Raw genomic sequence first — 22793 nt, forward strand, 5'->3', positions numbered from 1 at the left:
CCACTGCAGTGTGGGAACGGTCCTTATTTGCTGGTTAGAATTTCGCGGTAGCCTGCATCACCACACCAATGATCCGACACTCATCGCTGTAGAGCATCTTCGGATAGGTGGGGTTGAGCGGCACCAGGAACCGCTGTCCACCCTCCTCCACCAGCTTGCGGAAGATCGCTTCGTCATTGCCCGGGCATTGCACGATCACCAGCTTGCCGGGGACGGCCTCCACCGCCGTGTCCACCAGCACCAACATGTCCTGGCCGATACTGACGCCACTGGGCGCGATCATCGCGTCGCCTACCACCACTAACCAGAACGCCGCGCCCTGAGCCTGGTAGTCCGACAGCTCGTAGCGTTCGGCCGCATAGAGCGCCTGCCCGTCTTCACGAACCTCACCGACGTCGCGCCAGTCACTGACCGGGTAGCGAAAGTACGGGTTGTACTTTTCGATCAGCGACGGTTCGTCGGTCAGCGGCAGGCCTTCGTCGTCCACCAGGGGCTTCTCGCGAATCACCAGAGCGACCTCGAGAAAGCCCATGCCGATTTCATCGAGCACGCGGTTCATGTCCTCGATCTTGGGCTGGCGGCGTTTGCTCAGCCAATGGCCGATGCCGCCCTGAGACATGCCCAGGCGCTCTGCGAGTCGTTCTTGTGTGACCTTGCGGCCTTTCATGTTGGCTTTAACCAACTCGATCCATTTGTCCATGGCCGGAACAATACGTTGTGTATTTCCGCCCTCAACACACAACTTGTAGTATTTGAAATCTCGTCACAAATACAATAAGTATTAGTCTTGTCTGGACCTCTTTCCTCTTTTCAACAGGGCAGATCGATCCATGAATACAACTCGCAAGGACGTGCCGGAAACCGACTCCGAGAGCCACCTGAGCTCACTGCAAGGCAGCCACGCAGCTCGACGGGCGATGGACTATTACTTGAAACCGATTATTTCCGAATCCGTGGAGCCAGAGCGGCTGTTCGAGGTCAGGCGGTCGATCAGCAGCGAGGAAGCCATGATTCACGCTTCCGACCTGCTGCGCTGTGCTGCCGCCACCGCGTACGAGGCGGCCAACCACTTGCGCGGGACGCACCGCGACCTGACGTTTTCCGTGGTGCACATGATCGACCTGGCCAAGGCGCTGGTGGACCGGTGCGTGGAAGGCAGCAAGGAAGAATGATGGGGAACGGGACATGGGCGCCGCGCCGGTCGCGAAATGGCCGGACAGCGGGCAAAGGGGAAAATATTTTCTATCGGGAAGGGAAAAAGATTTGACTTGCAAATGATAATGATTATTATTGCATGCAGCTGGTCGCGAGATCAGTCGATAAACCAAGGGACCTTAGGTCGGACTCTTGGAATATCTCCTCATCAGGCTAATCACGGTTTTTGACCCGGCTTTTTGCCGGGTCTTTTTTTTTGCCAGTTATTCTGGCTAGGCTTCAGGCTAATGAAGTCGGGTACATCTGAATTCGATGGCGGCGATGATATCAAAAGAATATTTCATTGCAACACAACGCCCGTCGTAAAAGGCCCAACTATCGTAAAACAGCGCTTGAGAATCAATCGCATAGCCTCTAAGCTGCTTTCGCGTCAAGGACGACGCCCCCTACTTTATTCGCGCCCAGTGTGTAAAGTACGGCCATAAAAATCATATTCAGGAATCGATTATGACCGTGGCCAAAAGCTCTTTTCAGATCTCTGCCGACTTCGACAGCGGCAACATCGATGTACTCGATATCAGCAATCCCCTCCAGGCTTCCCTGGCCATCAGGCCCGATACCCGCAGCCCGCACTTCCAGTGGTTCCACTTCAAGGCCAGCGGCCTGCACATCGGCCAGGAACACTGGTTTCGCCTGACCAACGCCAGCAAATCCTCATACAGCAGGGCCTGGACCGGCTATCAAGCCGTGGCCTCCTACGACCATGTGAACTGGTTTCGCATCCCGACCATTTTCGAAGGCGACGCCCTGCGCTTCAATCTTGAAGCCACCCAGACCCACGCCTGGTTCGCCTACTTCGAACCCTACAGCCGCGGCCGTCATGACTGGCTGATCGAACAGGCGCTGGGCAAGGCCGGCACCGAACTGCTGGCCACGGGTAAAAGCGTCGAGGGCCGGGACATCCAGCTGTTGCGCAAAGGCAGTGGCGCCGAAGGCCAGCGCAAGATCTGGATCATCGCCCAGCAGCACCCCGGCGAACACATGGCCGAGTGGTTCATGGAAGGCGTGCTCGAGCGCCTGCAGCGCCATGACGATGCCGAGCTCAATACCCTGCTGGCCGGGGCCGATCTGTACCTGGTGCCGAACATGAACCCCGACGGCGCCTTCCATGGTCATCTGCGCACCAACGCCATGGGCCAGGACCTGAACCGCGCCTGGCAGAACGCCAGCCAGGAATTGAGCCCGGAAGTGTTGTTTGTCCAGCAGCAAATGCAGAAATACGGCGTCGACCTGTTCCTCGACGTGCATGGCGACGAAGAGATTCCCCATGTGTTCGCCGCCGGCTGCGAAGGCAACCCGGGCTACACCCCGCGCCTGGAACAGCTTGAAGAGCAGTTCCGCAGCCACCTCAAGCACCAGACCCGGGACTTCCAGACCACCCACGGCTACCCGCGCTCGCAGCCGGGCCACGCCAATATGACCCTGGCCTGCAACAGCGTCGGTGAGCAATACGATTGCCTGTCGCTGACCCTGGAAATGCCCTTCAAGGACCATGACGACAATCCCAACCCCTACACCGGTTGGTCCGGCAAGCGCTCGATGCAGCTGGGCAAGGACGTGCTGAGTACCTTCGCCAGCCTGGTCAACAACCTGCGTTAACCCCGCGGTGCGGCTGCATGAGGCAACTCACGCAGCCGCGCTTCACTGCGCCGGCAGGCGCAGGCAATCATCCGGCCCCAGCAGGCGTCCATCCGCCGCACGCAGCTCCAGCGCCTGCACCGGCTGCCCGTTCTCGCGGTCGACCACCCGTGAATGCGCCTCCCCCGCCTCGAAGAAAAACGCCTCCCCCCACTGGCGCAAGCCGATGATCAGGGGGAACAGGCCCTTGCCCTTTTCCGTCAGCACGTACTCCTGGTAGGCACTGCCATCGGAAGCCGGCACCACCTGGAAAATCCCGTGGTTCACCAGGGTGCGCAGGCGAGCGGCGAGGATGTTTTTGGCCATGCCCAGGTTGCGCTGGAACTCGCCAAAGCGGCGGATGCCATCAAAGGCGTCCCGGACGATCAGCAACGACCACCAATCACCGATGGCATCCAGTGAGCGGGCGACCGGGCATTCGGCGCCTTCCAGACGTGTGCGTTTGACCATGGGTGGGGTTCACTCCGGGCTTTCAGAAAAGTGGTTGCAATATAAAACCAGTCTCACTAGGGTACAAGTGGTTTCATAACGCAACCACTTACAGCGAGCCCAGCATGCCACACCCAACTTTGCCCTCATCCGAACCTCCCCTGTCCGCCCCCGGTATCCGCGCCTCGGTGGTGCTGCTGTTCGCCGTCGCCTGTGGCCTGGCAGTGGGCAATGTGTATTACGCCCAGCCGTTGCTGGACGCCATGGGCCAGGCCTTTGGCATGCCGGCGGCCAACGTCGGCGGCGTGGTCAGCCTGACTCAGGTGGGGTATGGGCTGGGCCTGTTGCTGTTGGTGCCCCTGGGAGACCTGCTCAACCGCCGGCGCCTGATCGTCGGCCAGACGTTGCTCTCGGTCGTGGCGCTGCTGGTGGTGGCACTGGCCCCGAGCAGTACCTGGCTGCTGCTGGGCATGGCCGGCTGCGGCCTGCTGGCGGTGGTGACCCAAGTGCTGGTGGCCTACGCCGCCAACCTCGCCGCGCCCCATGAGCGGGGCCGGGTGGTGGGCATGGTCACCAGCGGTATCGTGATCGGCATCCTGCTGGCCCGCACCGTGTCCGGCAGCATGGCCGACCTCGCGGGCTGGCGCTCGGTGTACCTGCTGTCGGCCGGGCTGACCCTGCTGATGGCTGTGCTGCTGTGGCGAGTGCTGCCGAAAACCGAACAAAAGCCGGCCGCCAGCCACTATGGCCAGTTGATTCGCTCGATGTTCAGCCTGTTCCGCGAAGAAAAGGTCCTGCGCGACCGGGCGCTGCTGGCGATGTTGATCTTCGCCGCCGGCACCGTGCTCTGGACCCCGCTGGTGCTGCCCCTGAGTGCCCCGCCGCTGTCGCTGTCCCACACCGAGATCGGCCTGTTCGGCCTGGCCGGCGCCGCCGGAGCCCTGGGCGCTGCCCGGGCCGGGGCCTGGGCGGATCGCGGTTGGGCGCAGTGGACCAGCGGCCTGGCCCTGGCCCTGATGCTGGCCTCCTGGCTGCCCATCGCGTTTACCCAGTCCTCGCTGTGGGCGCTGCTGGTGGGTGTGATCACCTTCGACCTGGGCTTGCAGGCGGTGCATGTCACCAGCCAGAGCCTGATCTACAGCGTGCGCCCTGAAGCCCAGAGCCGCCTGGCCGCCGGTTACATGGTGTTTTACTCGATCGGCAGTGCCGGCGGCTCGATCGCCTCGACCACCGTGTATGCCTGGGCCGGCTGGACCGGGGTCTGCCTGCTGGGCGCGGCGATCAATGGCCTGGCGCTGCTGTATTGGCTGTGGAGCCTGGCGCCGCAAAAGCAGGCACTTTGTGCTTCCTGAAACGACGCCCGCGCCCCCTCAGCCCTTGCCACGCAACATGCTTTGCAGCACCCCGTCACGCCGGACCCAGCCGTGAAACAGGGCCGCCGCCAAATGCAGCAGCACCGTCAGAAACAACAAGTAGGCGAGCAGACCATGGGCCTTGCGCAACACTGCGAAGACCTGGGCATTGGCCGGCAGGATCGCCGGCAGTTGCCACGCACTGCCGAGCATCACCGGGTCTCCCGCCGCCGAGATCATCGCCCAGCCCAGCAACGGCAGAATCAGCATCAGTGCATACAACAGCAGATGCGAGGCCTTGGCTGCCAGCACCTGCCAGCCCGGCAGGTCGGCAGGCAGCGGCGGCTGCCGGGTGGAAAAGCGTACAAACAGACGCACGATCACCAGCAGCAAAATCGCAATGCCCAGGGGCTTGTGCAGGTGGATCAGCCATTCATGGCGCTCGGACACCGAGGCCACCATGCCGGCGCCGATAAACAGCATGGCGATGACCATCAGCGCCATCAGCCAGTGCAGCAGCCGCGCCAAGGGCGCGAAGTGGTTCGGGTGGGCGCTCATGGGCGGGCCTCCTGGGACGGCAATTGGCTAACTTCACTGGTGCGGCGCAGGTAGGAACTGGCGTACGCCGCCGAACGCGCGGCCAGCAGCGGGTCGTCGGAGCCTTCAATCCCGGCGGGCAGAACCAGCGGGTCGTAGTTGATGTCGCGGCATTCGCCATTGTTTTGCGCCTGGGTGCTTTGCAGCACCAGGGTCCCGGCATTCAGCACCTTGCGGTCGGCGGGCCAGGCCTTGCTCGCATCGACCGTGGGGTCGCCGGGGTTGGCCAGGGTGATCATCAACTGCCATTTCAACGGACCGGCCGCCAGGCGCTTGACCAGGTCCTGCTGCAGAAAGTCAGCCCCCTGGGGAGCATTGACGTCGGCAGCGTCCCGGGCCTCCGGCACCACGCCCCAACGTACCGCCTGGCGCTGACCGCTGGCGTTCACCAGGTAAAACGCATTGATGCCGTTGTAGGTCTCGGTGGCGTAGCTGGCCGAGGGTTTGGCGCCCTTGACCCATTGCAGGAACGGCGCCGTCTCCGGATGGCCGGCAAAGAATGCCGGCATGCTGGCCGGGTTGGGCTTGCCAGTGGCCGGGTCGGGCGAACTGGCCTGCTGCATTTGATAGAAGGCTTCGGGCGTTCCCACCGGGAACAGCGGCATGCTGTTCATCCCCGTACGCCACTGCTGGCCGTTGGCCTGGGTGAAACGCAAGGCCAGGCTGCGGATCGGCACGCTGCTGTCGGGCGCATAGGGGTTGCCGCTGGGCAAGGCGAACCGCCCGACCACCGGGGTCCGGGCTGCGCTGAAGACCTGGGCGCTGGAATAGGCGCGGGCCTCGGGGCTGCTCTCGAAGTAGCCGATCACGCACACGCCCTTGGCATGGTTGCGACGAAATCCGGGATGCACCCCGTTGTTTTTCTCCAGCACGTCCACCAGGGCCTTGGGCGTCAGCCGCTGTGGGTCCAGGGTGCCGCGCACGTAGGCGAAGGCGCCGGCCACGGCGACCACCACCAAGGCGATCCCGGCCAGGCGCAGGACCAGGCTGCCGGTGCCCAGGGGCGGCGGAGTGGGCGGCGAAGGCGGTGTCGGGTGATCAACCATGAAAAACTCCAGGGCCGTGGGCCGCAGGTGGCAAGGATCAGACAGACGCAGGGCAACGGGCTTTATTCCATGGCGCGGTGTTTATTTTTCCGGCCGGGGAATAACCTCAGGCGTCGGGCGTCTTCCTAGGCTCAAGCGTAGTGACTGGCCAAAAACCTGCAGGAACCCATGAACGAACTCGATCAACAGTTGCGCCTGCTGATTCCCCGGCTGCGGCGCTTTGCCGTGTCGCTGACGCGCAATCCCAGCAGCGCCGACGACCTGGTGCAGGCGTGCCTGGAGCGGGCGCTGACGAGTTGGACCGACAAACGGCCCGACGGTGACTTGCGTGCCTGGCTGTTCGCGATCCTCTACCGACAGTTTCTCGATGCCCATCGCCGTTCCCGGCGTTACGCGCGAATGCTGGCGTTCTTTACCGGCCGCGACGACTGCCAACCCTCAACGGAGCGCACGGTCCTGGCCCAATCGGCCCTGGCCGCCTTCGACCGCCTGAGCACCGAGCAGCGCGCCCTGCTGCTGTGGGTTTCGGTCGAGGGGTTGAGCTACAAGGAGGTCGCCGAGATTCTCGACGTCCCCACCGGCACCGTGATGTCGCGCCTGTCCCGCGCTCGCCAGGCCCTGCGCCAGCTCACCGACGGCGAAATCCACAACCCTTCTTTGCGGATACTCAAATGATCAGCCTGCCCCCCAGCGAACACGACCTGCACGCCTACGTCGACCATCGGCTCAGTGACAGCGACCGGCGCCTGCTGGAGACCTACCTCGGCTCCCACCCGGAACTGGCCGCGCAGGTGCAGGCCTGGCAGCAGGACGCCCAGCACCTGCGCGCGGCCCTGGGCGGTGCCTTGCAGCAAGCGCCAAACCCGCAGTTGGACCCGGTGCAGATTCGCCAGCGTCTCAAGCACCAGGTGCGGCGCCAGTTGGCCAGCGCGGCGTTGCTGCTGATTGCCGTCGGCCTCGGCGGTTTCAGCGGCTGGCAGGCGCGGGAGATGACCCTGGCCAACGGCACGCCACCGATGACCGACGCCCTGCAGGCCTACCGCCTGTTCGCCCAGGAGCAGATCCTGCCGGCTGATTTCAAGGTAGATGACAGCCGCGCGATGCAAACCTGGCTCGACCGCTACTTCACCCAGGCCACTCGCCTGCCGGACCTGCAAAGCGCCGGGTTCAAGACGGTCAGCGCACGCCTGCTGAGCACCGAGCAAGGACCGGCGGCGATGGTGCTGTACCAGGACCCGGACGGGCGCAAGCTGAGTTTCTACATTCGCCCGCCGGGCCCGCAGAACAAACTGCTGCCCCGAGGCAGTCGCCACGATGGCGAGTTGCAGGCGGTGTACTGGTCCGACAGCGGCTACAACTACGCCATGGTCAGCCCGACGGATTCGCCAGCGGCGCAAATGCTGCAACAGACCCAACGCTTTTAAGCCCTGGCCGGCGCGTCAAAAGCCCACATCCAGTACCACGTTGTCGAGGTAGGTGCCAGCCGGTGGCGTGGCCTGGTCGGTGTAGATTTTGGCGTTGTAGTTGAAGATCTGGCTGCCAGTGCCCAGGCCGTTGCCGGGAAAGACCTCGGCATCGGTACTGGCGCGCCGGGCCGCGCCGACACTGCCCCAGCGGGTGCTGCCGGCGCTTTTGAAGATGTCGTAGGCCAGGTAGTTGCTACCGGAAATCATCCGCCGCCGACCGCCCGCGCTGAGCGGTTGCTGGCCATCGCTCAGGCCCACCGTGTAGGCGCTGCCCTTGGTGCACATGAGGTTGATGGTCTGCCCGGTGACGGTGGCGAAAGCGCTGATCACCGGGGCGCTGCCGAAACTGATATTGGGCGCGGTAATCACGCAATCGTTGGACACGGTCATGGTGACGGTCAGGGACTTGGTCCCGCTGCCGATGTCCCGCCCCAGGCATCCGCCCAACACGGCAATCCCGGAGCAGTAGTTCCAGTTCCAGAAGATGCTCAGGTTTTCGGTATAGACCCCCGCCGCCACGTTGCTCCCGGTGATGCTGCCCAGGTAGATCGGCACCTGCTTGGCCACGGTCGGGCTGCCCAGCAGCCCCAGCAGATCGATAATCGAATTGCGTCCGAAATCGAATGGCGTGCCCCGGGTAATCGGGTAGCTGGTGCTGTTGTTGCCATACAGGGTGTAGCCGATGACGTCGCCCGTCGGCCCCAGCAGGCCGCTCTGGGTCGAGGTGATGGTGGCGTAGAAATGGTCATTGGTGGCCAGCACGGACAACAGCGAGCCGGTGCAGCTCAAGCCGGCGTTGAGGCTGGAACTGGGCTGGCTGGTGGTGCGCACGGCAATCGAGCTGATGGTGCCGAACGCCGCCGGGCTGGTGGTGACCGTGGTGCACAAGGCCAGTGCCGGATACGGCAGCAGCAGTGCCAGGCCGCCCAGCACCCCTGTCCAGCGGTGGGTTTGCCCTTGCATGTCGAACCTCCTTTTTGCGTGTCCGGCCTCATTGGCACAGCAAGGGCCCGATGAGCGGCACCTGTTGCTGTTGCATATCCACGGGAAATTGCGCGCTGCAGGTCTGGCCGTCGGCCAGGGTCACGTGCAAGGTGTTCTGCGGCGCGAGGTTCTCCAGGTACACCAGGCCGTCCCAGCCGACCACCGCCCAGGTCCCGCTCTGCTCATGCTGGACGCTGCTGCCCAGGGGCAATTCCTGCTGCCGGGCATCCACCAGCACCACGCTGGCGGCGATGATCCGGCTCAATGGAAACTCCAGCAGGTAGCCGCTGCCGCGCCGCACGGCGATCCGTTGCTCGACATTCGGGCTCTGCACGTTGGCCGGCAGGTTCAACGGGTCGATTTCGTACTTGCCGCGGTAGTAGGCGCTGCTCCAGGGCACCAGCAGGTGGCCGTTCTTGTCGGTCTGGCCCACCAACTGGTTCTCGTAGCGCACCGGGATATCCCGGTAACCGTCGGTACTGACCACCACAAAGGCATCGTCGATGCGGTTGGCGGCGAACACCTGGCGGTCCATCCACACCAGCGAACCGCTGGCATCGGCCCAACGGCTCTGGGCTTCGCTGCTGCCATAGACCCCGGCCTGCAACTGCACCGATTGCAGGCGCCAGGTCAGGTCGGCCTGACGGTAGGCCGGGCCGTCGCCATGGGCATAACCGAGGTTGAAACCGACCCCGCCCTCGCTGGGCACCGAGCGGCTGTAGTTGACCCGCTGGCGATTCTCCCCGGCCTTGCTGCGCTCGTTGCCGATGCTCAGGCTGCCGCGTAGGTCGAAGGGGATCACCAGTTGCGCCTGCATCGCCCAGTCGCTGTCACCGATCTCGCGGTTGGCCGACAGGTAGAAACTGCTGTTGCCCCACAGTGACTTGCTCCAGGTCAGGTTGAGCAGCCGGGTGCGCGAATCATCGGCGGCGCGCACATCGAAATAGCCCGCACCGAGGCTGCCGTAACGCTCGAGGTTGAGGCTCAGAGTGACTTGCTCGCTGCGCTGGCTGAGGCTGGCATAGGGGCTATCGACCACGGTCAGGTCGGCATAGCGGTCATGGCGCTGCATGCGTTGGTACGCCAGGCTGTAGCGCTGGCTGCTGTATTGATAGCCGAAGCTGAGTTGCTGGCCGCCATCGCCGTCGAACCGGCTTTGGCTGAGGGCGGTGTTGAGCACACCGAAGTTGCCCAGGCGCAGGTTGCCCCCCACCCCACCGAGGGTCAGGGAGTCCGAGGCTTCGGCGTGGCTTTCCAGGGTCAGGCTGTCGCTCAGGCCGTAACGCAGGCTGCCCGAGGTCACGCCGGGGCCATACCCGAAATCGCGCACGGTGTAGTCTCGGCGCTGGGTCCCGGCGGCCACCGAGAAATCCGTCAGGCCTTTTTGCAACAGGGTGCTGGTGACGTAGAACGGCACCGTGGTCGACACCTGCCGCCCCAGGGCATCGGTGGTCACCACCACCGCCTCTCCCGCACCGTTGATAAACGGAATGTTGGTCAGGGTATAGGGGCCGGGTTGCAGGTCGGCGCTGCTGGACTTGTAGCCATTGATAAACAGATCGACCGAGGACGGCACTGCCGCTTCCCCGGCGAACTGCGGCAAGGGGTAGGTCACCAGGTCCGGGCGCACGCCAAAGTCCCGGGACAATTGCACCCCGCCCAGGCGCACCGAGTTGCTCCAGGGCAATGCGCCGCTGACCAGGTCCCCGGCCTCGTACGTCAGCATCCGCACATCGTCGGAGTAACGCCACGTGGTGTCATAGCGCCGGTAGCCGTTATTCAGGGTACCGTTGCCAGCGCCGGACAGCGTGCGCCGGTACTGCCCGGTATTGGACAGCGTGCCCCAGCTGTCGAACAGCCGCACTTCGTTCCAGGCCGCGAGGTAGGTGCCGGCATCATCGGTGTCATTGAGGTACAGATCGTAATTGAGCAAACCACCGAAGCTGGTGCGGGCCTCGGTCTGCGGATAGGCCTGGCGACTGCCGACCCACTGCTCGGGCAACCAGTTCGCCGGCACATTCAACAGCAGGCGCTGGCCCTGGCTGTCGTACTCGCTGTGCAGCCCGGGCAGGCTGTCCAGATCGATCTCGTCGGGCAAGGTCTCGGGCAGTTTCATGCCGCTGGCCCGCAGCACGCTGACCGGCACCAGGAAATGCCCCGCCCGCTGCTGCACCGGCACCACCTGCCCGGTGTTGAGCTGATTGACCACCAGTTCCAGATACAGCTGCGCATCGGTTACGGCCTCCAGGCTCGTGGGCGGCGGCGGCAGGTCGCCCGCCTGGCTCTCAGGCGCCAGCAGCAACCCGCACAGGCCGCTGGCCAACCAGGTTGAACGCCAGAAACAGCGAGCCGACCCCTGGCTCATGTTGAGTGTGCGTCCATCTATGGACATCTCCATCCCGAGACAAGCGGCCAGCCTTGTCCCTGTCCACTGGCGAGCACTCCGGCTCCGGCCAGCTGTGTGACTTGGTCCTTATCCGGGGCGCACGCACCCACAACCGCGCGACCACCGACAACGCGCGAGCCGGCTTCAGGACCACCTGGTGAATCAGCTCAGCGGGTTAGCGGGTCGGCGCCAGGCTCTGCACCTGTGGCGCGCCGTTGACCCGCCATTGCAGGGTCGAGTCGCCGGCCAGTGCCTCGGGGGCCGGCCAACGCATCACCGCCCCCGGCAGCACATACCCGAGCAGGCCCTCGACCAGGGGCTTGGCCTGCCCCGCCTGCTTGAACGCCACATCGGTCAGCCGCGCATGCACCGCGCCCTGGTTACGCACCTCGACATAGGAGCGCCCGTCCGCCGCCACTTTGCGCCAGCTCAGGTCCGGCACTCCGGCCCCCTTGGGGTCGCGTTTGCGGGTGGTGTCTTCCTTGCTCCAGAGCCCGGGGCCGTAGGCGAACAGCGGCACCGAATAGCGCATCTGGAAACGAATCGCGGCGGCAGTCTTGTTGTCACCAGTGGCCTCGACCGGCGCGGCCGAAGGGATCTCATCGATGATGATGCGGTAGGCCAGCTCCTGGCCCGGCGGCACTTCGCGGGTTCGGGTCAGGCGCACCAGCTGCTTTTGCCCGGGCTCGATCTTGGCCACCGGCGGGCTGCCGATGACGTCGCGCTGGTTCTGGTACTGGTCGGCGAAACCGCTCTGGTTCCAGGCAAAGACCCGGATCTGCAGGTTCGCGGTCTCGGTGCCGCGGTTTTCCAGCCACAGGGCGCTGGCTTGCTGGTCCGCTTCGAGGACCGGGTCAATCGGCCAGATCAGCACCGAACTGGCGGCCTGCACCTGGCTCGCCCCCAGCAGCACCAGCCCCAACAGCGCGCAGCGCGCGCGCCGCACCTGCGCAAGTAAAGGTGAAGACATACTGCAACTCCTTATGCCCTAAGGCCTTGATCGCTCAGCTCCATCACCACGACAGCTGCACCTGCAGCACATCGCTGTATGTCCCCCCAGGCTGATTGCCCGGCAATTGCACCTGCCCATAGATCGGCAGGCTGATGTTATTGGCATCGCTGTAGGCCACCGCCACGCTCTGGCCGATACCCAGGCTCTGGCTGTAGGCCGCATCGCGAAACAACTGATACGCCACCCGCGCACTGCCGCTATTGAGCTGCATGTGCCGCCCGCTGCTGTTGTACTGCCCGCCGTCGACGGTCATGTTCAGGGTCACCCCCGGCGTGCATTGCAGCTGTACCCCGCCGCTCAGCGCGACCCTCACGGTGCTGGTGGACAGCGCCGACAGGCTGCCGAACCCCAGGTTGCCGTAGTTCGAGACACCGCCCACCACCAGGCAGCCGGCGGTCACGGTGGCGCTGACCTGGAAGCTCTGGCTGGTCACCGCCGCCAGTGGCGGCGGGACACTGCAGGCACAGAGCACTGCCAGGGCCGCACAACGGTGGCGGGCCATGGCATCAGAACGTCAGTTCGACGGCGATGGTGTCGCTGTAGTTGCCCGCCGGCAGCCCGGCCTTGCCCACTGCCTTGCCGTACAGGTTGACGGTCTGCGCCACCCCGGTGCTGGCGGCGAGGGTGATCACTCCGTCGATGGCCAGCAATTGCGAGTGCCCGGTATCGGTGTACAGGTCGTAGGGCACAAAGTTGCCATTGCCATCGGCCAGGGCCCGCGAGCCGCCGCTGGACTGGCCGTCATGAGACCCGGCACGGACCTTGATCGCCGGGGTGGTGCCGGACGAGCAGAGAATCGACAGCGCCCCGCCGCCACCGCCGAGCACCTGGCCATCGGCCTCGGTGAACAGACTGTTGGCGGTGCCGAAGCTCAAGGTACCGAAGTTCAACGACGAACTGCCGCCGACGCCATTGACCTGGCAACTGCTGATCAAGGTCAGGGTCGAGTTGATCTGGCCAGTGACGGTGGTGGCGGCCTGGGCCGTTGAAACCATGGCCAGGCCCAGCAATGACCAGCCGATTCGAGATACAAGCGCGTGCATGATGTCCTTCCTCATTTGAGTTACCAATCCAGGGTGATCGTCAGGATGTCGGTGTAGATCCCCGCCGGAACCGCACGGGTGTTTGCGACCACCGAGCCGAACACCGGTATGGGCACCTGGGTTCCGTTGGTCACCGCAAAATTGCGTTGCTGGCCGATGCTGTAACTGTCGGTTCCGGAAGCATCGACGAACAAACGATAGGGAATGGTCTGCCGGCCGTTGCTCAAGCGCCGGGTGGTGCCGTCGCCGTTGAGGCCGCCATTGATGGTCACGGTGAAACCGGTGACCGAGGAATTGCACGCGACGTGCAACTGGTCGTCGGCGCTGTCACTGAGGCTGGCGTTGATCGGGCGAGTCCAGGTCGGGCCCTGCTGGCCGAAATCCAGCATCCCCGGATCACTGACCGGGCTCCCCGGGACATCGCCGGTGCCACTGCTGACCTGGCAACTGGCGGTGATCACCAGGCGCGCGTCGATCTGCCCGGTGATCGCCGCGTATGCGTCGTCAGCCAGCAGCAACAGCGCGCCCAGCGCCACCGTGGTCCAGGTTCTGCGTGTCATCGCTCCCATCCTAATTCCATCAGGACTCCTGCATTGCCGCTCACCGCGAGCGACTTCCCTGCCTGTCCGGATCCACCGGAACAGCGCTATCCACCTGGGGTTACCAGGTGACCGTGACCTTCACCACATCGGAATAGAGACTGGCCCGGGGGACGCCGGCCAGCGGTTCGATACGCCCATACAAAGGCAGATCCACACTCCCCGAGTCGGGCACCCGGCCACTGACCGACACATTCACCGGCAGGGCAATACGGCGGGCGGCGTCCTGATACAGGCGGTAGGGGATGGGTGGGGTCGAGGGCTCATTGCTCGCCAGGTAACGCACGTCGCCCACGCCGCCATGCAGGCCACCGTCGACACGCAGTTGATAAGGGGTGTCCGGGTTGCATTCCAGGCGTGGCAAACGGCCGTTGATCAGGGCCGCGCCCAAGGGTCCGGCGGGGTCGTCCAGGCGCGCAGCGCTGCCAAAGTCGAGGACACCGAGCTGCTCGATGCCGGCCTCGCGCGGCTGACCGATCAACTGGCAGCCGCGCTGCACATCGACCCGGACCTGCACCTGCAGGTCTGCGGCCGATGCGTTGCTGGCGAGCAGCGCGCTCATGGCTGCCAAAACCGAAAATCCATTCAAACCCCAGTCCTTTTGAGGAACCCGTTCTGGGCTGAAGGTTAGCCAGCGAACGATAAACGTCCAGTCGCCCCGGACGATTGGATCCATTGAAAATGGACTTACCTGAGGCTGAAAAGGGTTTTAGCCCAGGTTTTACGGGACATAAAACCTATACAGGCGGTAACTTTCTGTCTCATTTATTTTCGGGTTTTGCATGAGACTGGATGCACAGTTTTGTATTGGTTAAATTAGCGCGCCAGTTCCAGGGGGAGCGGCTCTGCAACACATCGGGGTGAATTCATTGGCCGCCTTACCGCCAAACCGCTCGCAACGCACATCCAAATGGCCACGCCTGCGCTCGCTGCTGGGCAAGGCGTTCGCCCGGCCGGCGGCTAACAGCGCCAGCACCCGATTGATCCACGACTACTTCCGGCACAAGGCCCAGGAGCAGGGCTATACCCTGAGCCACAGCCAGCAGCGGGTGATCGATTGCATGGCGCAACTGGCCAACGCCCTGCTCCGGGGCCATGACCAGCAGGTGCGCAGCCTGTACCTGCACGGTGCGGTGGGCCGGGGCAAGAGCTGGCTGCTGGATGGGTTCTTCCGCGCCATCCCCCTGGAGCAGAAACAGCGCCTGCACTTCCACGACTTCTTCGCCCAGCTGCATCAGGGCATGTTCCGCCATCGGCAGCAGCCAGATGCCCTGGAAACCACCCTCGACGAGTTGCTGGAGCACTGCCAGGTGCTGTGCTTCGACGAGTTCCATGTGCATGACATCGGCGATGCAATGCTCATCACCCGCCTGTTCAAGGCCCTGTTCAAGCGCGGCATCGTACTGCTGGTGACCTCCAACTACCCGCCCGAGGGGCTGCTGCCCAACCCGCTGTACCACGCACGCTTCAAGCCGGTGATCGACCTGATCAACGCGCGCATGCAGGTGATGGAAGTCGGCGGCCCCCACGACTATCGCAGCCAGGCCCGCACCCACACCCAACAAGTGTTCACCCAGGGCCACTACATCTGGCCCGGCACGGCACAACAGCGCCAGGCCTTGCAGTTGCCGGACCGCAACACCGCCGCCTTTGCCCTGACGGTGGGCGCGCGGGTGTTGCAGGCGCGGCTGTGCGACCAGCGCAGTGTCCGTTTCGAATTCAGCGACCTGTGCGACCAGCCGACCGCGGTCATGGATTACCTGGAACTGAGCCGGCGCTTTGATACCTGGATCATCGATGAGCTGCCGGACCTGGGCGAATGTTCGATTGCCGCCCAGCAGCGCTTTATCAACCTGATCGACGTGCTCTACGACCAGGACAAGCGCCTGCTGCTGATCGGCGAACTGCCCCTGCGCGAAAGCCTGGGCGGTAACGCCATTGATCTGGCGCGAACCCGCAGCCGCCTGGGGCAACTGCTGGAAATCGGCCCCGAGACCCCGCTCGGCTGAGGGAGTGATCGCCGCCCCCAGCGCCAGCCGCTATCATGGCGCCCTTTTGCGCGGCTCCAGGGTCGCCTTCCTGCCGAGTGTCGGAGCTGTTCATGAATACCCTTGCTCAACTGCAAGCCGGCCAATTGGCGGGCATCAAGCGCCTGAACCTGAGCGCCGGGCTGACCGAGTTCCCCCGGGAAATCTTCGACCTGGCAGACTCCCTGGAGATCCTCAACCTCAGTGGCAACGCCCTGAGCCGCCTGCCCGACGACCTGCACCGACTGCCGCACCTGCGGATACTGTTCTGTTCCGACAACCTGTTCAGCGAACTGCCGGCCTGCCTCGGCCAGTGCGCCCAACTGAGCATGATCGGCTTCAAGGCCAACCGTATCGAACAGGTGCCGGCCGCTGCCCTGCCACCGCAGCTGCGCTGGCTGATCCTGACCGACAACCGCATCAGCGAGCTGCCTGACGAACTGGGCCGGCGCCCGCTGCTGCAAAAGCTGATGCTGGCGGGCAACCGTCTGACCCAGCTGCCGCCGAGCCTTAGTCAGTGCCATAACCTGGAGCTGCTGCGGATCGCCGCCAACCAGTTGCGGGAATTGCCGCCGTTCCTCCTCGCCCTGCCGCGCCTGACCTGGCTCGCCTACGCCGGCAACCCGCTGGAGTCCGAGGCCGATGCCGCGGCGCTGGAGGCCACGCCGAACATTCCCTGGAGCGAACTGCAGTTGCAGCAGCGCCTGGGCGAAGGCGCCTCGGGGGTGATTTATCAAGCTCAATGGCAACCTGCCGGGCACGCTGCGCGGGCAGTGGCGGTCAAGCTGTACAAGGGCGAGATGACCAGCGACGGCTCGCCACTGCATGAAATGAATGCCTGCATCACCGCCGGCCGGCACCCGAACCTGATCCGCGTCGAAGGCCGCGTGGTCGGGCACCCCGAGGCGCAAAATGGCCTGGTGATGCAACTGATCGACCCCAGCTACCGCAACCTGGCGGGACTGCCGAGCCTGGCCTCCTGCTCGCGGGATATCTACGCCGACACCGAGCGTTTCGATGGCCCGGTAACCTTGCGTATCGCCAGCGGTATCGCTGCGGTCGGCGCCCACCTGCACGCCCAGGGCATCACCCACGGCGACCTGTACGGGCACAACACCTTGTTGAATCAGCAGGGCGATTGCCTGCTCGGGGATTTTGGCGCGGCCTCGTTCCACGTCACCCAGGACACGGCTCAAACCCGAGCCTTGCAACGGATCGAAGTGCGGGCCTTCGGCATTCTGCTGGAGGAGTTGCTGCAACGCACCGACAGCGGCCTGCGCGGCCAACAACTAGAGGCTCTGGAGCAACTGGTCAGCCGCTGTTGTCAGCCAGAGGTGCTGGCGCGGCCGGGCTTTGAAGAGGTTCTGGAGGTATTGCGCGAGGTTTGATTCGGGCGACGCTGGCGGCCGCTGAACTGAACGGCCGCCAGGGTCTGCGTCTTAGCCGGCCAGACCGACGAACATGTCTTGCACGTCGTCATGGTTGTCCAGGCCTTCGAGGAAGGCTTCGACTTCGGCCATCTGCTCGTCGGTGAGGCCGCTGACCGGGTTTTTCGGCTGGTAGCCGAGCTTGGCCGAGAGCACGGTGAACCCTTGCTCGGGCAGGGCTTTCTGCACGGCATCCAGGTCCGCAGGCTCGGTCAGGAACAGGGTCGCGCCGTCTTCACCTGGCTCGAAATCCTGGGCCCCGGCTTCGATGGCGGCCAGCTCAGGGTCGGCGTCCGGGCTGTCGGGCGATGCTTCGATCATGCCGACGTGGTTGAAGTCCCAGGCCACCGAGCCGGAAGCGCCCAGTTGGCCCTTGCGGAAGGCCACGCGGATTTCAGCGACGGTACGGTTGATGTTGTCGGTGACGCATTCAACGATCAGCGGCACCTGATGCGGGGCGAAGCCTTCGTAAGTCACGCGATGGTATTGCACGGTTTCGCCCAGTTGGCCGGAACCTTTCTTGATGGCACGCTCCAGGGTCTCACGGGGCATCGAGGCCTTTTTCGCCTGCTCGACCACCAGCCGCAGGTGCGCGTTGGTCGAGGTGTCTGCGCCGTTGCGTGCGGCGATGGTGATCTCTTTCACCAGCTTGCCGAAGATCTTGCCCTTGGCGTTGGCTGCTGCTTCTTTGTGTTTAACCTTCCACTGTGCGCCCATTACTCACTCTCTTGATCGATGGCGTCGAGTTGGATTTGGCCGACGCGATGGGCAAGTTTACCCGTCCTCAAGGCGCCAATCGACCAAAAAGTCAGATCGGCGATGGCGCCAGGGCGGGCCCTTACTCCGCTGCCAGTTCGAAGAACGCCTGGATCAGGCGCAACTCCCGGCGTCGCTCCATGCACCCCAGCCAATGCCGGTTGAGCAGGCCCTCGCCAATGATCGGCAGCGCCCGCACCCGTGGGTCGGGGCTGACCTCCACCGACGACACCACGCCCACCCCCAATTGGGCCGCGACCGCCTCGGTCACGGCCTCGCGGCTGTCCAGCTCCAGCAACACCCGAGGGTTGACCTGAGCCAGGGCGCAGGCCTGGTCAAACGTGCGGCGAGTGGTCGAGCTCGGCTCACGCAAGACCATGATCATCTGGTCCAACTGTTCCAGAAGCACCCCTTCAGGCCGGGCCAGCCATGGATGATCGGCCGGCACCAGGGCGCAGATCCGCGACTCGCCCAAGCCGTGCAAATGCAGGCCCTTGCGCGGCTCGACTTCGGTCAGTACCGCGACATCGGCATGTTCGGACAGCAGCGCCGCCAGGGTTTCCTGGGCATTGCCCAGGCGCAGGTTGACGGTGATGCCCGGATACCGCGCGCGCAGGCGGGCCAGCAGCGGCATCACCAGGTGCGGCCCGTCCGCCGCCACCTCCAGGCGTCCGCTCAGCAACTGGCGGTTGGCTTCCAGCAGCGCCTGGGCCTCTTCCGACAAACTGAACATGGCCCGGGTGATGGCCGCCAGCTTGATCCCCTCCTCCGTCAGTTCGACCCGGCGTGCGGTCCGCCGCAACAGGGTGATCTGGTAGTGCTCCTCCAGCGCCTTGATGTGCCCGGTGACCGCCGGCTGGCTGATAAACAGCCGCGCCGCGGCCCGGGTAAAGCTGCCTTCACGGGCCACGGCATCGAATGCGCGGAGTTGGAATAAATTCATATCTATCAGCCTCACTTATCGCTGGCATCACAACAAACAATTTGATTGATGACAAGCCAAACTGCAATTTAGGCCCCGTAGATTTCACCCCACAGCGCACCTGCGAGGACCCCGCATGACCACCGCCGCCCCCCTTCTGCTCACCCCCGGCCCCCTGACCACCTCGGCGCGTACCCGTCAGGCGATGTTGGTGGACTGGGGCTCATGGGACGAAGGCTTCAACCAGCTGACCGCCAGCCTCTGCGAGCAATTGCTGGCCATCGTCAATGGCACCGACAGCCACCATTGCGTGCCCCTGCAAGGCAGCGGCACCTTTGCCGTGGAAGCCGCCATCGGCACCCTGGTACCGCGCGATGGCAAGGTCCTGGTGCTGATCAACGGCGCTTATGGCAAACGCCTGGCGAAGATCTGCGAGGTGCTCGGCCGCGCTTGTGTGACCTTTGAAACCGCCGAAGACCAACCGACCACCGCCGCCGACGTCGAGCGCCTGTTGCAGGCCAACCCTGGCATCACCCATGTGGCGCTGATCCACTGTGAAACCAGCACCGGCATCCTCAACCCGCTGGCGGACATTGCCCAGGTCACGGCCCGCCATGGCAAACGCCTGATCATCGACGCCATGAGCTCGTTTGGCGCGCTGCCGATCGATGCCCGGCAGGTGCCATTCGACGCCCTGATCGCCGCCTCCGGCAAATGCCTGGAAGGCGTGCCGGGCATGGGCCTGGTCTTCGCCCGCAAGGACGCCCTGGCCCAGGCCGCCGGCAACAGCCACTCCCTGGCCATGGACCTGTTCGACCAGCACAGCTACATGGCCAAAACCGGCCAATGGCGCTTCACCCCGCCGACCCACGTGGTCGCGGCGCTGCACGAAGCGCTGTTGCAATACGCCGAAGAAGGCGGCTTGCCGGCACGCCATCAGCGTTATGCCGATAACTGCCAGGCCCTGATCGAAGCCATGGTCGCCCTGGGCTTTCGCCGCTTTCTACCGGCACAAATCCAGGCGCCGATCATCGTCACCTTCCATGCTCCCAAAGACCCGCGCTACCAGTTCAAGGCGTTCTACGAGCGGGTCAAGGCCAAGGGTTTCATCCTCTATCCCGGCAAGCTGACCGAGGTCGAGACCTTTCGCGTGGGCTGTATCGGTCACGTCAACCCGGCCCAGATGCAGGCTGCGGTGGCGGCCATCGCCCAGGCGCTTGAAGAAATGCAGGTGCTGGAAATCTGACACCCAGCCCGCAGCAAAAAACCGATTGCCCTTTAAACGCCGACCTCCGGCCCACGCGGATCACCCGCCCCCAACAGGACTTCGCCATGAGCTACAACACCCCCAGCCAACTGCAAGCCGCCATCCTCGACTGGGCCGGCACCGTGGTCGACTTCGGCTCCTTTGCGCCGACCCAGATCTTCGTCGAAGCCTTTGCCGAGTTCGATGTGCAGGTGTCCATCGAAGAAGCCCGCGGCCCGATGGGCATGGGCAAGTGGGATCACATCCGCACCCTGTGCAACCTGCCGCCGGTGGCCGAGCGCTATCGCAAAGCTTTCGGCCGTACCCCGAGCGATGACGATGTCACGGCCATCTACCAGCGCTTTATGCCGCTGCAGATCGAAAAGATCGCCGAACACTCGGCCCTGATCCCCGGCGCCCTGGACACCATCGCCCAGTTGCGCGAGCAGGGGCTGAAGATCGGTTCGTGCTCCGGTTATCCGAAGCAGGTGATGGACAAGGTGGTGCAGCTGGCGGCAAAAAATGGCTACGTCGCCGACCATGTGGTGGCCACCGATGAAGTGCCCAACGGCCGCCCCTGGCCGGCTCAGGCCCTGGCCAACGTGATTGCCCTGGGCATCGAGGATGTGGCGGCCTGCGTCAAGGTCGACGACACCGTGCCCGGTATCCTCGAAGGCCGTCGCGCCGGCATGTGGACCGTGGCCCTGACCTGTTCCGGCAACGCCCTGGGCTTGAGCTACGAAACCTATCGCGCCCTCGACAGCGAGACCCTGGCCAACGAGCGCAAACGTATACACGCCCTGTTCGCAAGCTCGCGCCCGCACTACCTGATCGACACCCTCGCCGACCTGCCCCAGGTGGTCGCCGATATCAACCAGCGCCTGGCCCGGGGCGAGACACCCCAGGGCTGCTGATCGGCACCCTACCCGCCGGAACGGCAGCCTGTTGCGGGGCTGCCACTTTTTACGGTTTTTTCGTGCGGCGCGGCCTAAACCTCGCACCAGGTCAAGGCGCACCGGCTCAAACAGGATTACAGTTAAAGCACTCCGTCGTTCAAGAACGGAGGTTTCAGCCCTGATGAGTGAGGAAAGTCGTATGCCCTGGAAGAACTCCGATGCTCGATACAGCACGGTCTCTATCACCTTGCACTGGCTGATGCTGGTGCTGCTGGCGGTGGTTTACGCCTGCATTGAGTTGCGCGGCATCTTTCCCAAAGGCAGTGGCGGGCGGACGCTGATCAAGGAAGCCCACTTCATGCTCGGCCTGACGGTGTTCCTGCTGGTCTGGCTGCGCCTGTTTGCACGCAGCCTGGGGGTAGCGCCGAGAATCGTGCCTGCACCGCCCAACTGGCAGCAGTGGCTGGCCAAGCTGATGCACTGGGCGCTGTACCTGTTCATGATTGCCATGCCGATCCTGGGTTGTCTGATCACCAGCGCCGAAGGGCATCAGGTGATGTTCTACGGCATCGACCTGCCGCTGCTGATCGCCGAGAACAAGCCGCTGGCCAAGCAGATCGAAGGCTGGCACGTACTGGGCGGCACCATCGGCTACTGGCTGATCGGCCTGCATGCGCTGGCCGGTCTGTATCACCACTACTTCATGCGCGACAACACCCTGCTGCGGATGCTGCCTAAACGCAGCTAAGCAGCGCCAGTCATGCCCCGGCGGCCCTGCAGGCCGCCGGTGTGGACAAACACCAGGCGGGTTCCCCGGGCAAAACGCCGCGCCTCGATCGCCTCCCGCAACGCCAGCAAGGCCTTGCCGGTGTACAACGGCTCCAGCGCGATACCACTCTGGCCTTCACTGGCCTCGATAAACGCCAGCAACGGCGGGTCGACCTTGGCAAAACCACCGCGACTGGCATCAAGCAACTCGTAGCCCGATGCCGTGTGCCCAGCCTCGCACAGGATCCGTTCGACGTTCTGCGCCACCCCATGATCGTCCGGCACCGCCAGCGCGCCATACACCGGGTGCGCGCCATGTTCGGCCAGCACCAGGCCGGCCAGGGTGGTGCCGGTGCCGCAGGCCAGCCACCAGCCGTGATAATCCGCCCAGCCGAGCCCACTCAACTGCTGGCGAACCTGCGCCACCAGCCCCCTGCAACCCCGCGCCCCGGGCAAGCCGCCGCCGCCCTCGGGCACCGGGTACAGCTGTGGGTACCGGGTTTGCCAGGGTGCCCAGAACCCGGGCTCGTGCCGCGCCCGATAGCCGCCATAGCCGAGCCAGTGCACGTGCATGCCCATGCGTTTGAGGTCGAGCACGGTGGGGGTGTCTTGCGGATGACCGCGCAGCAGGCCGGCGGTGGCGAAACCAAAGCGTTGCCCCGCCGCGGCGAGGGCATGCAGGTGATTGGAGTGGGCCCCGCCAAGGCTGATGATTCCACTGGCCCCGGCCTGGCGCGCCGCCGCCAGGTATTCAAGCAACTTGAACCACTTGTTGCCGCTGATCAGTGGATCGATCTGCTCCAGGCGCAGTACCGCCACCTCGACCCCGGCCTGGGCCAGCCAGTCCAGGGTCATGGGTTGCAGCGGTGCCTGGGGTAGCCAGTCGAAGGAATCGGGGAAGGACATCGGCGCGGGGTTCGGCTAACAAAGGGAGCGCAGTCTAGCAGGGGTGTGGGGCTCAGGGGCTCAGGGCCGCAGCGGCTA

The 22793-nt window shown here is 64.4% G+C and carries 24 protein-coding genes; 10 read left to right on the forward strand and 14 right to left on the reverse strand.

Annotated features, from left to right (window positions below):
- Positions 1 to 34: 34 nt before the first annotated feature.
- Positions 35 to 700 (reverse strand): LexA family protein, encoded by a 666-nt coding sequence (locus AC19YX_RS26945; RefSeq protein WP_201131660.1) that lies wholly within the window; start codon positions 698 to 700, stop codon positions 35 to 37.
- 130 nt (positions 701 to 830) lie between these two features.
- Between AC19YX_RS26945 and AC19YX_RS26950 the strand changes: the two genes are divergently transcribed.
- Both AC19YX_RS26950 and AC19YX_RS26955 read left to right on the forward strand, forming a co-directional pair.
- The gene (locus AC19YX_RS26950) at positions 831 to 1172 is read left to right on the forward strand and encodes a DUF6124 family protein (protein WP_078473614.1); all 342 of its coding nucleotides are present in this window, start codon (positions 831 to 833) and stop codon (positions 1170 to 1172) included.
- Between the two features lie 490 nt (positions 1173 to 1662).
- Positions 1663 to 2814, forward strand: a complete 1152-nt coding sequence (locus AC19YX_RS26955) for a M14 family metallopeptidase (protein WP_078473615.1) — start codon at positions 1663 to 1665, stop codon at positions 2812 to 2814.
- A gap of 42 nt (positions 2815 to 2856) precedes the next feature.
- Here the strand turns inward: AC19YX_RS26955 and AC19YX_RS26960 are convergent, their stop codons facing one another.
- Positions 2857 to 3303, reverse strand: coding sequence for a winged helix-turn-helix transcriptional regulator (locus AC19YX_RS26960; RefSeq protein ID WP_078473616.1), 447 nt, complete (start codon positions 3301 to 3303; stop codon positions 2857 to 2859).
- Positions 3304 to 3407: 104 nt separating this feature from the next.
- Between AC19YX_RS26960 and AC19YX_RS26965 the strand changes: the two genes are divergently transcribed.
- The gene (locus tag AC19YX_RS26965) at positions 3408 to 4634 is read left to right on the forward strand and encodes an MFS transporter (RefSeq protein ID WP_500607414.1); all 1227 of its coding nucleotides are present in this window, start codon (positions 3408 to 3410) and stop codon (positions 4632 to 4634) included.
- Positions 4635 to 4652: 18 nt separating this feature from the next.
- Here the strand turns inward: AC19YX_RS26965 and AC19YX_RS26970 are convergent, their stop codons facing one another.
- Positions 4653 to 5192: a cytochrome b gene (locus tag AC19YX_RS26970; protein WP_078473617.1), complete on the reverse strand. Its 540-nt coding sequence runs from the start codon at positions 5190 to 5192 to the stop codon at positions 4653 to 4655.
- Entirely contained in the window at positions 5189 to 6277 is a 1089-nt protein-coding gene (locus AC19YX_RS26975; protein WP_201131661.1) for a catalase family peroxidase, read from the reverse strand. Before AC19YX_RS26975 ends, AC19YX_RS26970 begins: the two co-directional genes overlap by 4 nt.
- Before the next feature lie 168 nt (positions 6278 to 6445).
- Between AC19YX_RS26975 and AC19YX_RS26980 the strand changes: the two genes are divergently transcribed.
- Together AC19YX_RS26980 and AC19YX_RS26985 are read left to right on the forward strand one after the other, a co-directional pair.
- Positions 6446 to 6952 (forward strand): RNA polymerase sigma factor, encoded by a 507-nt coding sequence (locus AC19YX_RS26980; RefSeq protein WP_500607415.1) that lies wholly within the window; start codon positions 6446 to 6448, stop codon positions 6950 to 6952.
- A complete protein-coding gene (locus AC19YX_RS26985) occupies positions 6949 to 7701 on the forward strand; it encodes an anti-sigma factor family protein (RefSeq protein ID WP_500607416.1) in 753 nt (250 codons plus the stop codon). Before AC19YX_RS26980 ends, AC19YX_RS26985 begins: the two co-directional genes overlap by 4 nt.
- A gap of 15 nt (positions 7702 to 7716) precedes the next feature.
- On the opposite strand, the gene AC19YX_RS26990 is transcribed toward AC19YX_RS26985, so the two are convergent.
- The 7 genes from AC19YX_RS26990 to AC19YX_RS27020 all read right to left on the reverse strand — a co-directional run bounded on the left by AC19YX_RS26990 (position 7717) and on the right by AC19YX_RS27020 (position 14329).
- Positions 7717 to 8706, reverse strand: coding sequence for a Csu type fimbrial protein (locus tag AC19YX_RS26990; protein ID WP_201131663.1), 990 nt, complete (start codon positions 8704 to 8706; stop codon positions 7717 to 7719).
- 28 nt (positions 8707 to 8734) lie between these two features.
- The gene (locus AC19YX_RS26995) at positions 8735 to 11092 is read right to left on the reverse strand and encodes a fimbria/pilus outer membrane usher protein (RefSeq protein ID WP_500607417.1); all 2358 of its coding nucleotides are present in this window, start codon (positions 11090 to 11092) and stop codon (positions 8735 to 8737) included.
- Between the two features lie 196 nt (positions 11093 to 11288).
- A complete protein-coding gene (locus AC19YX_RS27000) occupies positions 11289 to 12083 on the reverse strand; it encodes a fimbrial biogenesis chaperone (RefSeq protein ID WP_201131665.1) in 795 nt (264 codons plus the stop codon).
- Positions 12084 to 12126: 43 nt separating this feature from the next.
- Positions 12127 to 12627, reverse strand: a complete 501-nt coding sequence (locus AC19YX_RS27005; RefSeq protein ID WP_078473623.1) for a Csu type fimbrial protein — start codon at positions 12625 to 12627, stop codon at positions 12127 to 12129.
- 4 nt (positions 12628 to 12631) lie between these two features.
- A complete protein-coding gene (locus tag AC19YX_RS27010) occupies positions 12632 to 13168 on the reverse strand; it encodes a Csu type fimbrial protein (protein ID WP_201131666.1) in 537 nt (178 codons plus the stop codon).
- Positions 13169 to 13188: 20 nt separating this feature from the next.
- Positions 13189 to 13728: a spore coat protein U domain-containing protein gene (locus AC19YX_RS27015; RefSeq protein WP_078473625.1), complete on the reverse strand. Its 540-nt coding sequence runs from the start codon at positions 13726 to 13728 to the stop codon at positions 13189 to 13191.
- Between the two features lie 100 nt (positions 13729 to 13828).
- Positions 13829 to 14329 (reverse strand): Csu type fimbrial protein, encoded by a 501-nt coding sequence (locus tag AC19YX_RS27020; protein WP_421549222.1) that lies wholly within the window; start codon positions 14327 to 14329, stop codon positions 13829 to 13831.
- A 307-nt stretch (positions 14330 to 14636) separates the two neighbouring features.
- On the opposite strand from AC19YX_RS27020, the gene zapE reads away from it, so the two are divergent.
- Together zapE and AC19YX_RS27030 are read left to right on the forward strand one after the other, a co-directional pair.
- A complete protein-coding gene (gene zapE, locus AC19YX_RS27025; protein WP_500607418.1) occupies positions 14637 to 15776 on the forward strand; it encodes a cell division protein ZapE in 1140 nt (379 codons plus the stop codon).
- Between the two features lie 92 nt (positions 15777 to 15868).
- Positions 15869 to 17182 (forward strand): leucine-rich repeat-containing protein kinase family protein, encoded by a 1314-nt coding sequence (locus AC19YX_RS27030; protein ID WP_500607419.1) that lies wholly within the window; start codon positions 15869 to 15871, stop codon positions 17180 to 17182.
- A 51-nt stretch (positions 17183 to 17233) separates the two neighbouring features.
- Here the strand turns inward: AC19YX_RS27030 and AC19YX_RS27035 are convergent, their stop codons facing one another.
- Entirely contained in the window at positions 17234 to 17938 is a 705-nt protein-coding gene (locus AC19YX_RS27035; protein ID WP_020296803.1) for a YebC/PmpR family DNA-binding transcriptional regulator, read from the reverse strand.
- Between the two features lie 121 nt (positions 17939 to 18059).
- Positions 18060 to 18920, reverse strand: coding sequence for a LysR substrate-binding domain-containing protein (locus AC19YX_RS27040; protein ID WP_500607420.1), 861 nt, complete (start codon positions 18918 to 18920; stop codon positions 18060 to 18062).
- Positions 18921 to 19035: 115 nt separating this feature from the next.
- On the opposite strand from AC19YX_RS27040, the gene AC19YX_RS27045 reads away from it, so the two are divergent.
- The 3 genes from AC19YX_RS27045 (at position 19036) to AC19YX_RS27055 (ending at position 21789) form a co-directional block, all read left to right on the forward strand.
- Positions 19036 to 20145 (forward strand): 2-aminoethylphosphonate--pyruvate transaminase, encoded by a 1110-nt coding sequence (locus AC19YX_RS27045; RefSeq protein WP_500607421.1) that lies wholly within the window; start codon positions 19036 to 19038, stop codon positions 20143 to 20145.
- Between the two features lie 86 nt (positions 20146 to 20231).
- Positions 20232 to 21059 carry a phosphonoacetaldehyde hydrolase gene (gene phnX, locus AC19YX_RS27050; protein WP_421549227.1) on the forward strand — a complete coding sequence of 276 codons (828 nt, stop codon included), beginning with the start codon at positions 20232 to 20234 and terminating at the stop codon, positions 21057 to 21059.
- A 181-nt stretch (positions 21060 to 21240) separates the two neighbouring features.
- Positions 21241 to 21789 carry a cytochrome b gene (locus tag AC19YX_RS27055; RefSeq protein WP_500607422.1) on the forward strand — a complete coding sequence of 183 codons (549 nt, stop codon included), beginning with the start codon at positions 21241 to 21243 and terminating at the stop codon, positions 21787 to 21789.
- Here AC19YX_RS27055 and AC19YX_RS27060 read toward each other — a convergent pair.
- Positions 21786 to 22715: a 1-aminocyclopropane-1-carboxylate deaminase/D-cysteine desulfhydrase gene (locus AC19YX_RS27060; RefSeq protein WP_500607423.1), complete on the reverse strand. Its 930-nt coding sequence runs from the start codon at positions 22713 to 22715 to the stop codon at positions 21786 to 21788. The genes AC19YX_RS27055 and AC19YX_RS27060 overlap by 4 nt on opposite strands.
- Between the last annotated feature and the right edge of the window lie 78 nt (positions 22716 to 22793).

It is taken from the genome of Pseudomonas sp. MF09150, from assembly GCF_059862355.1.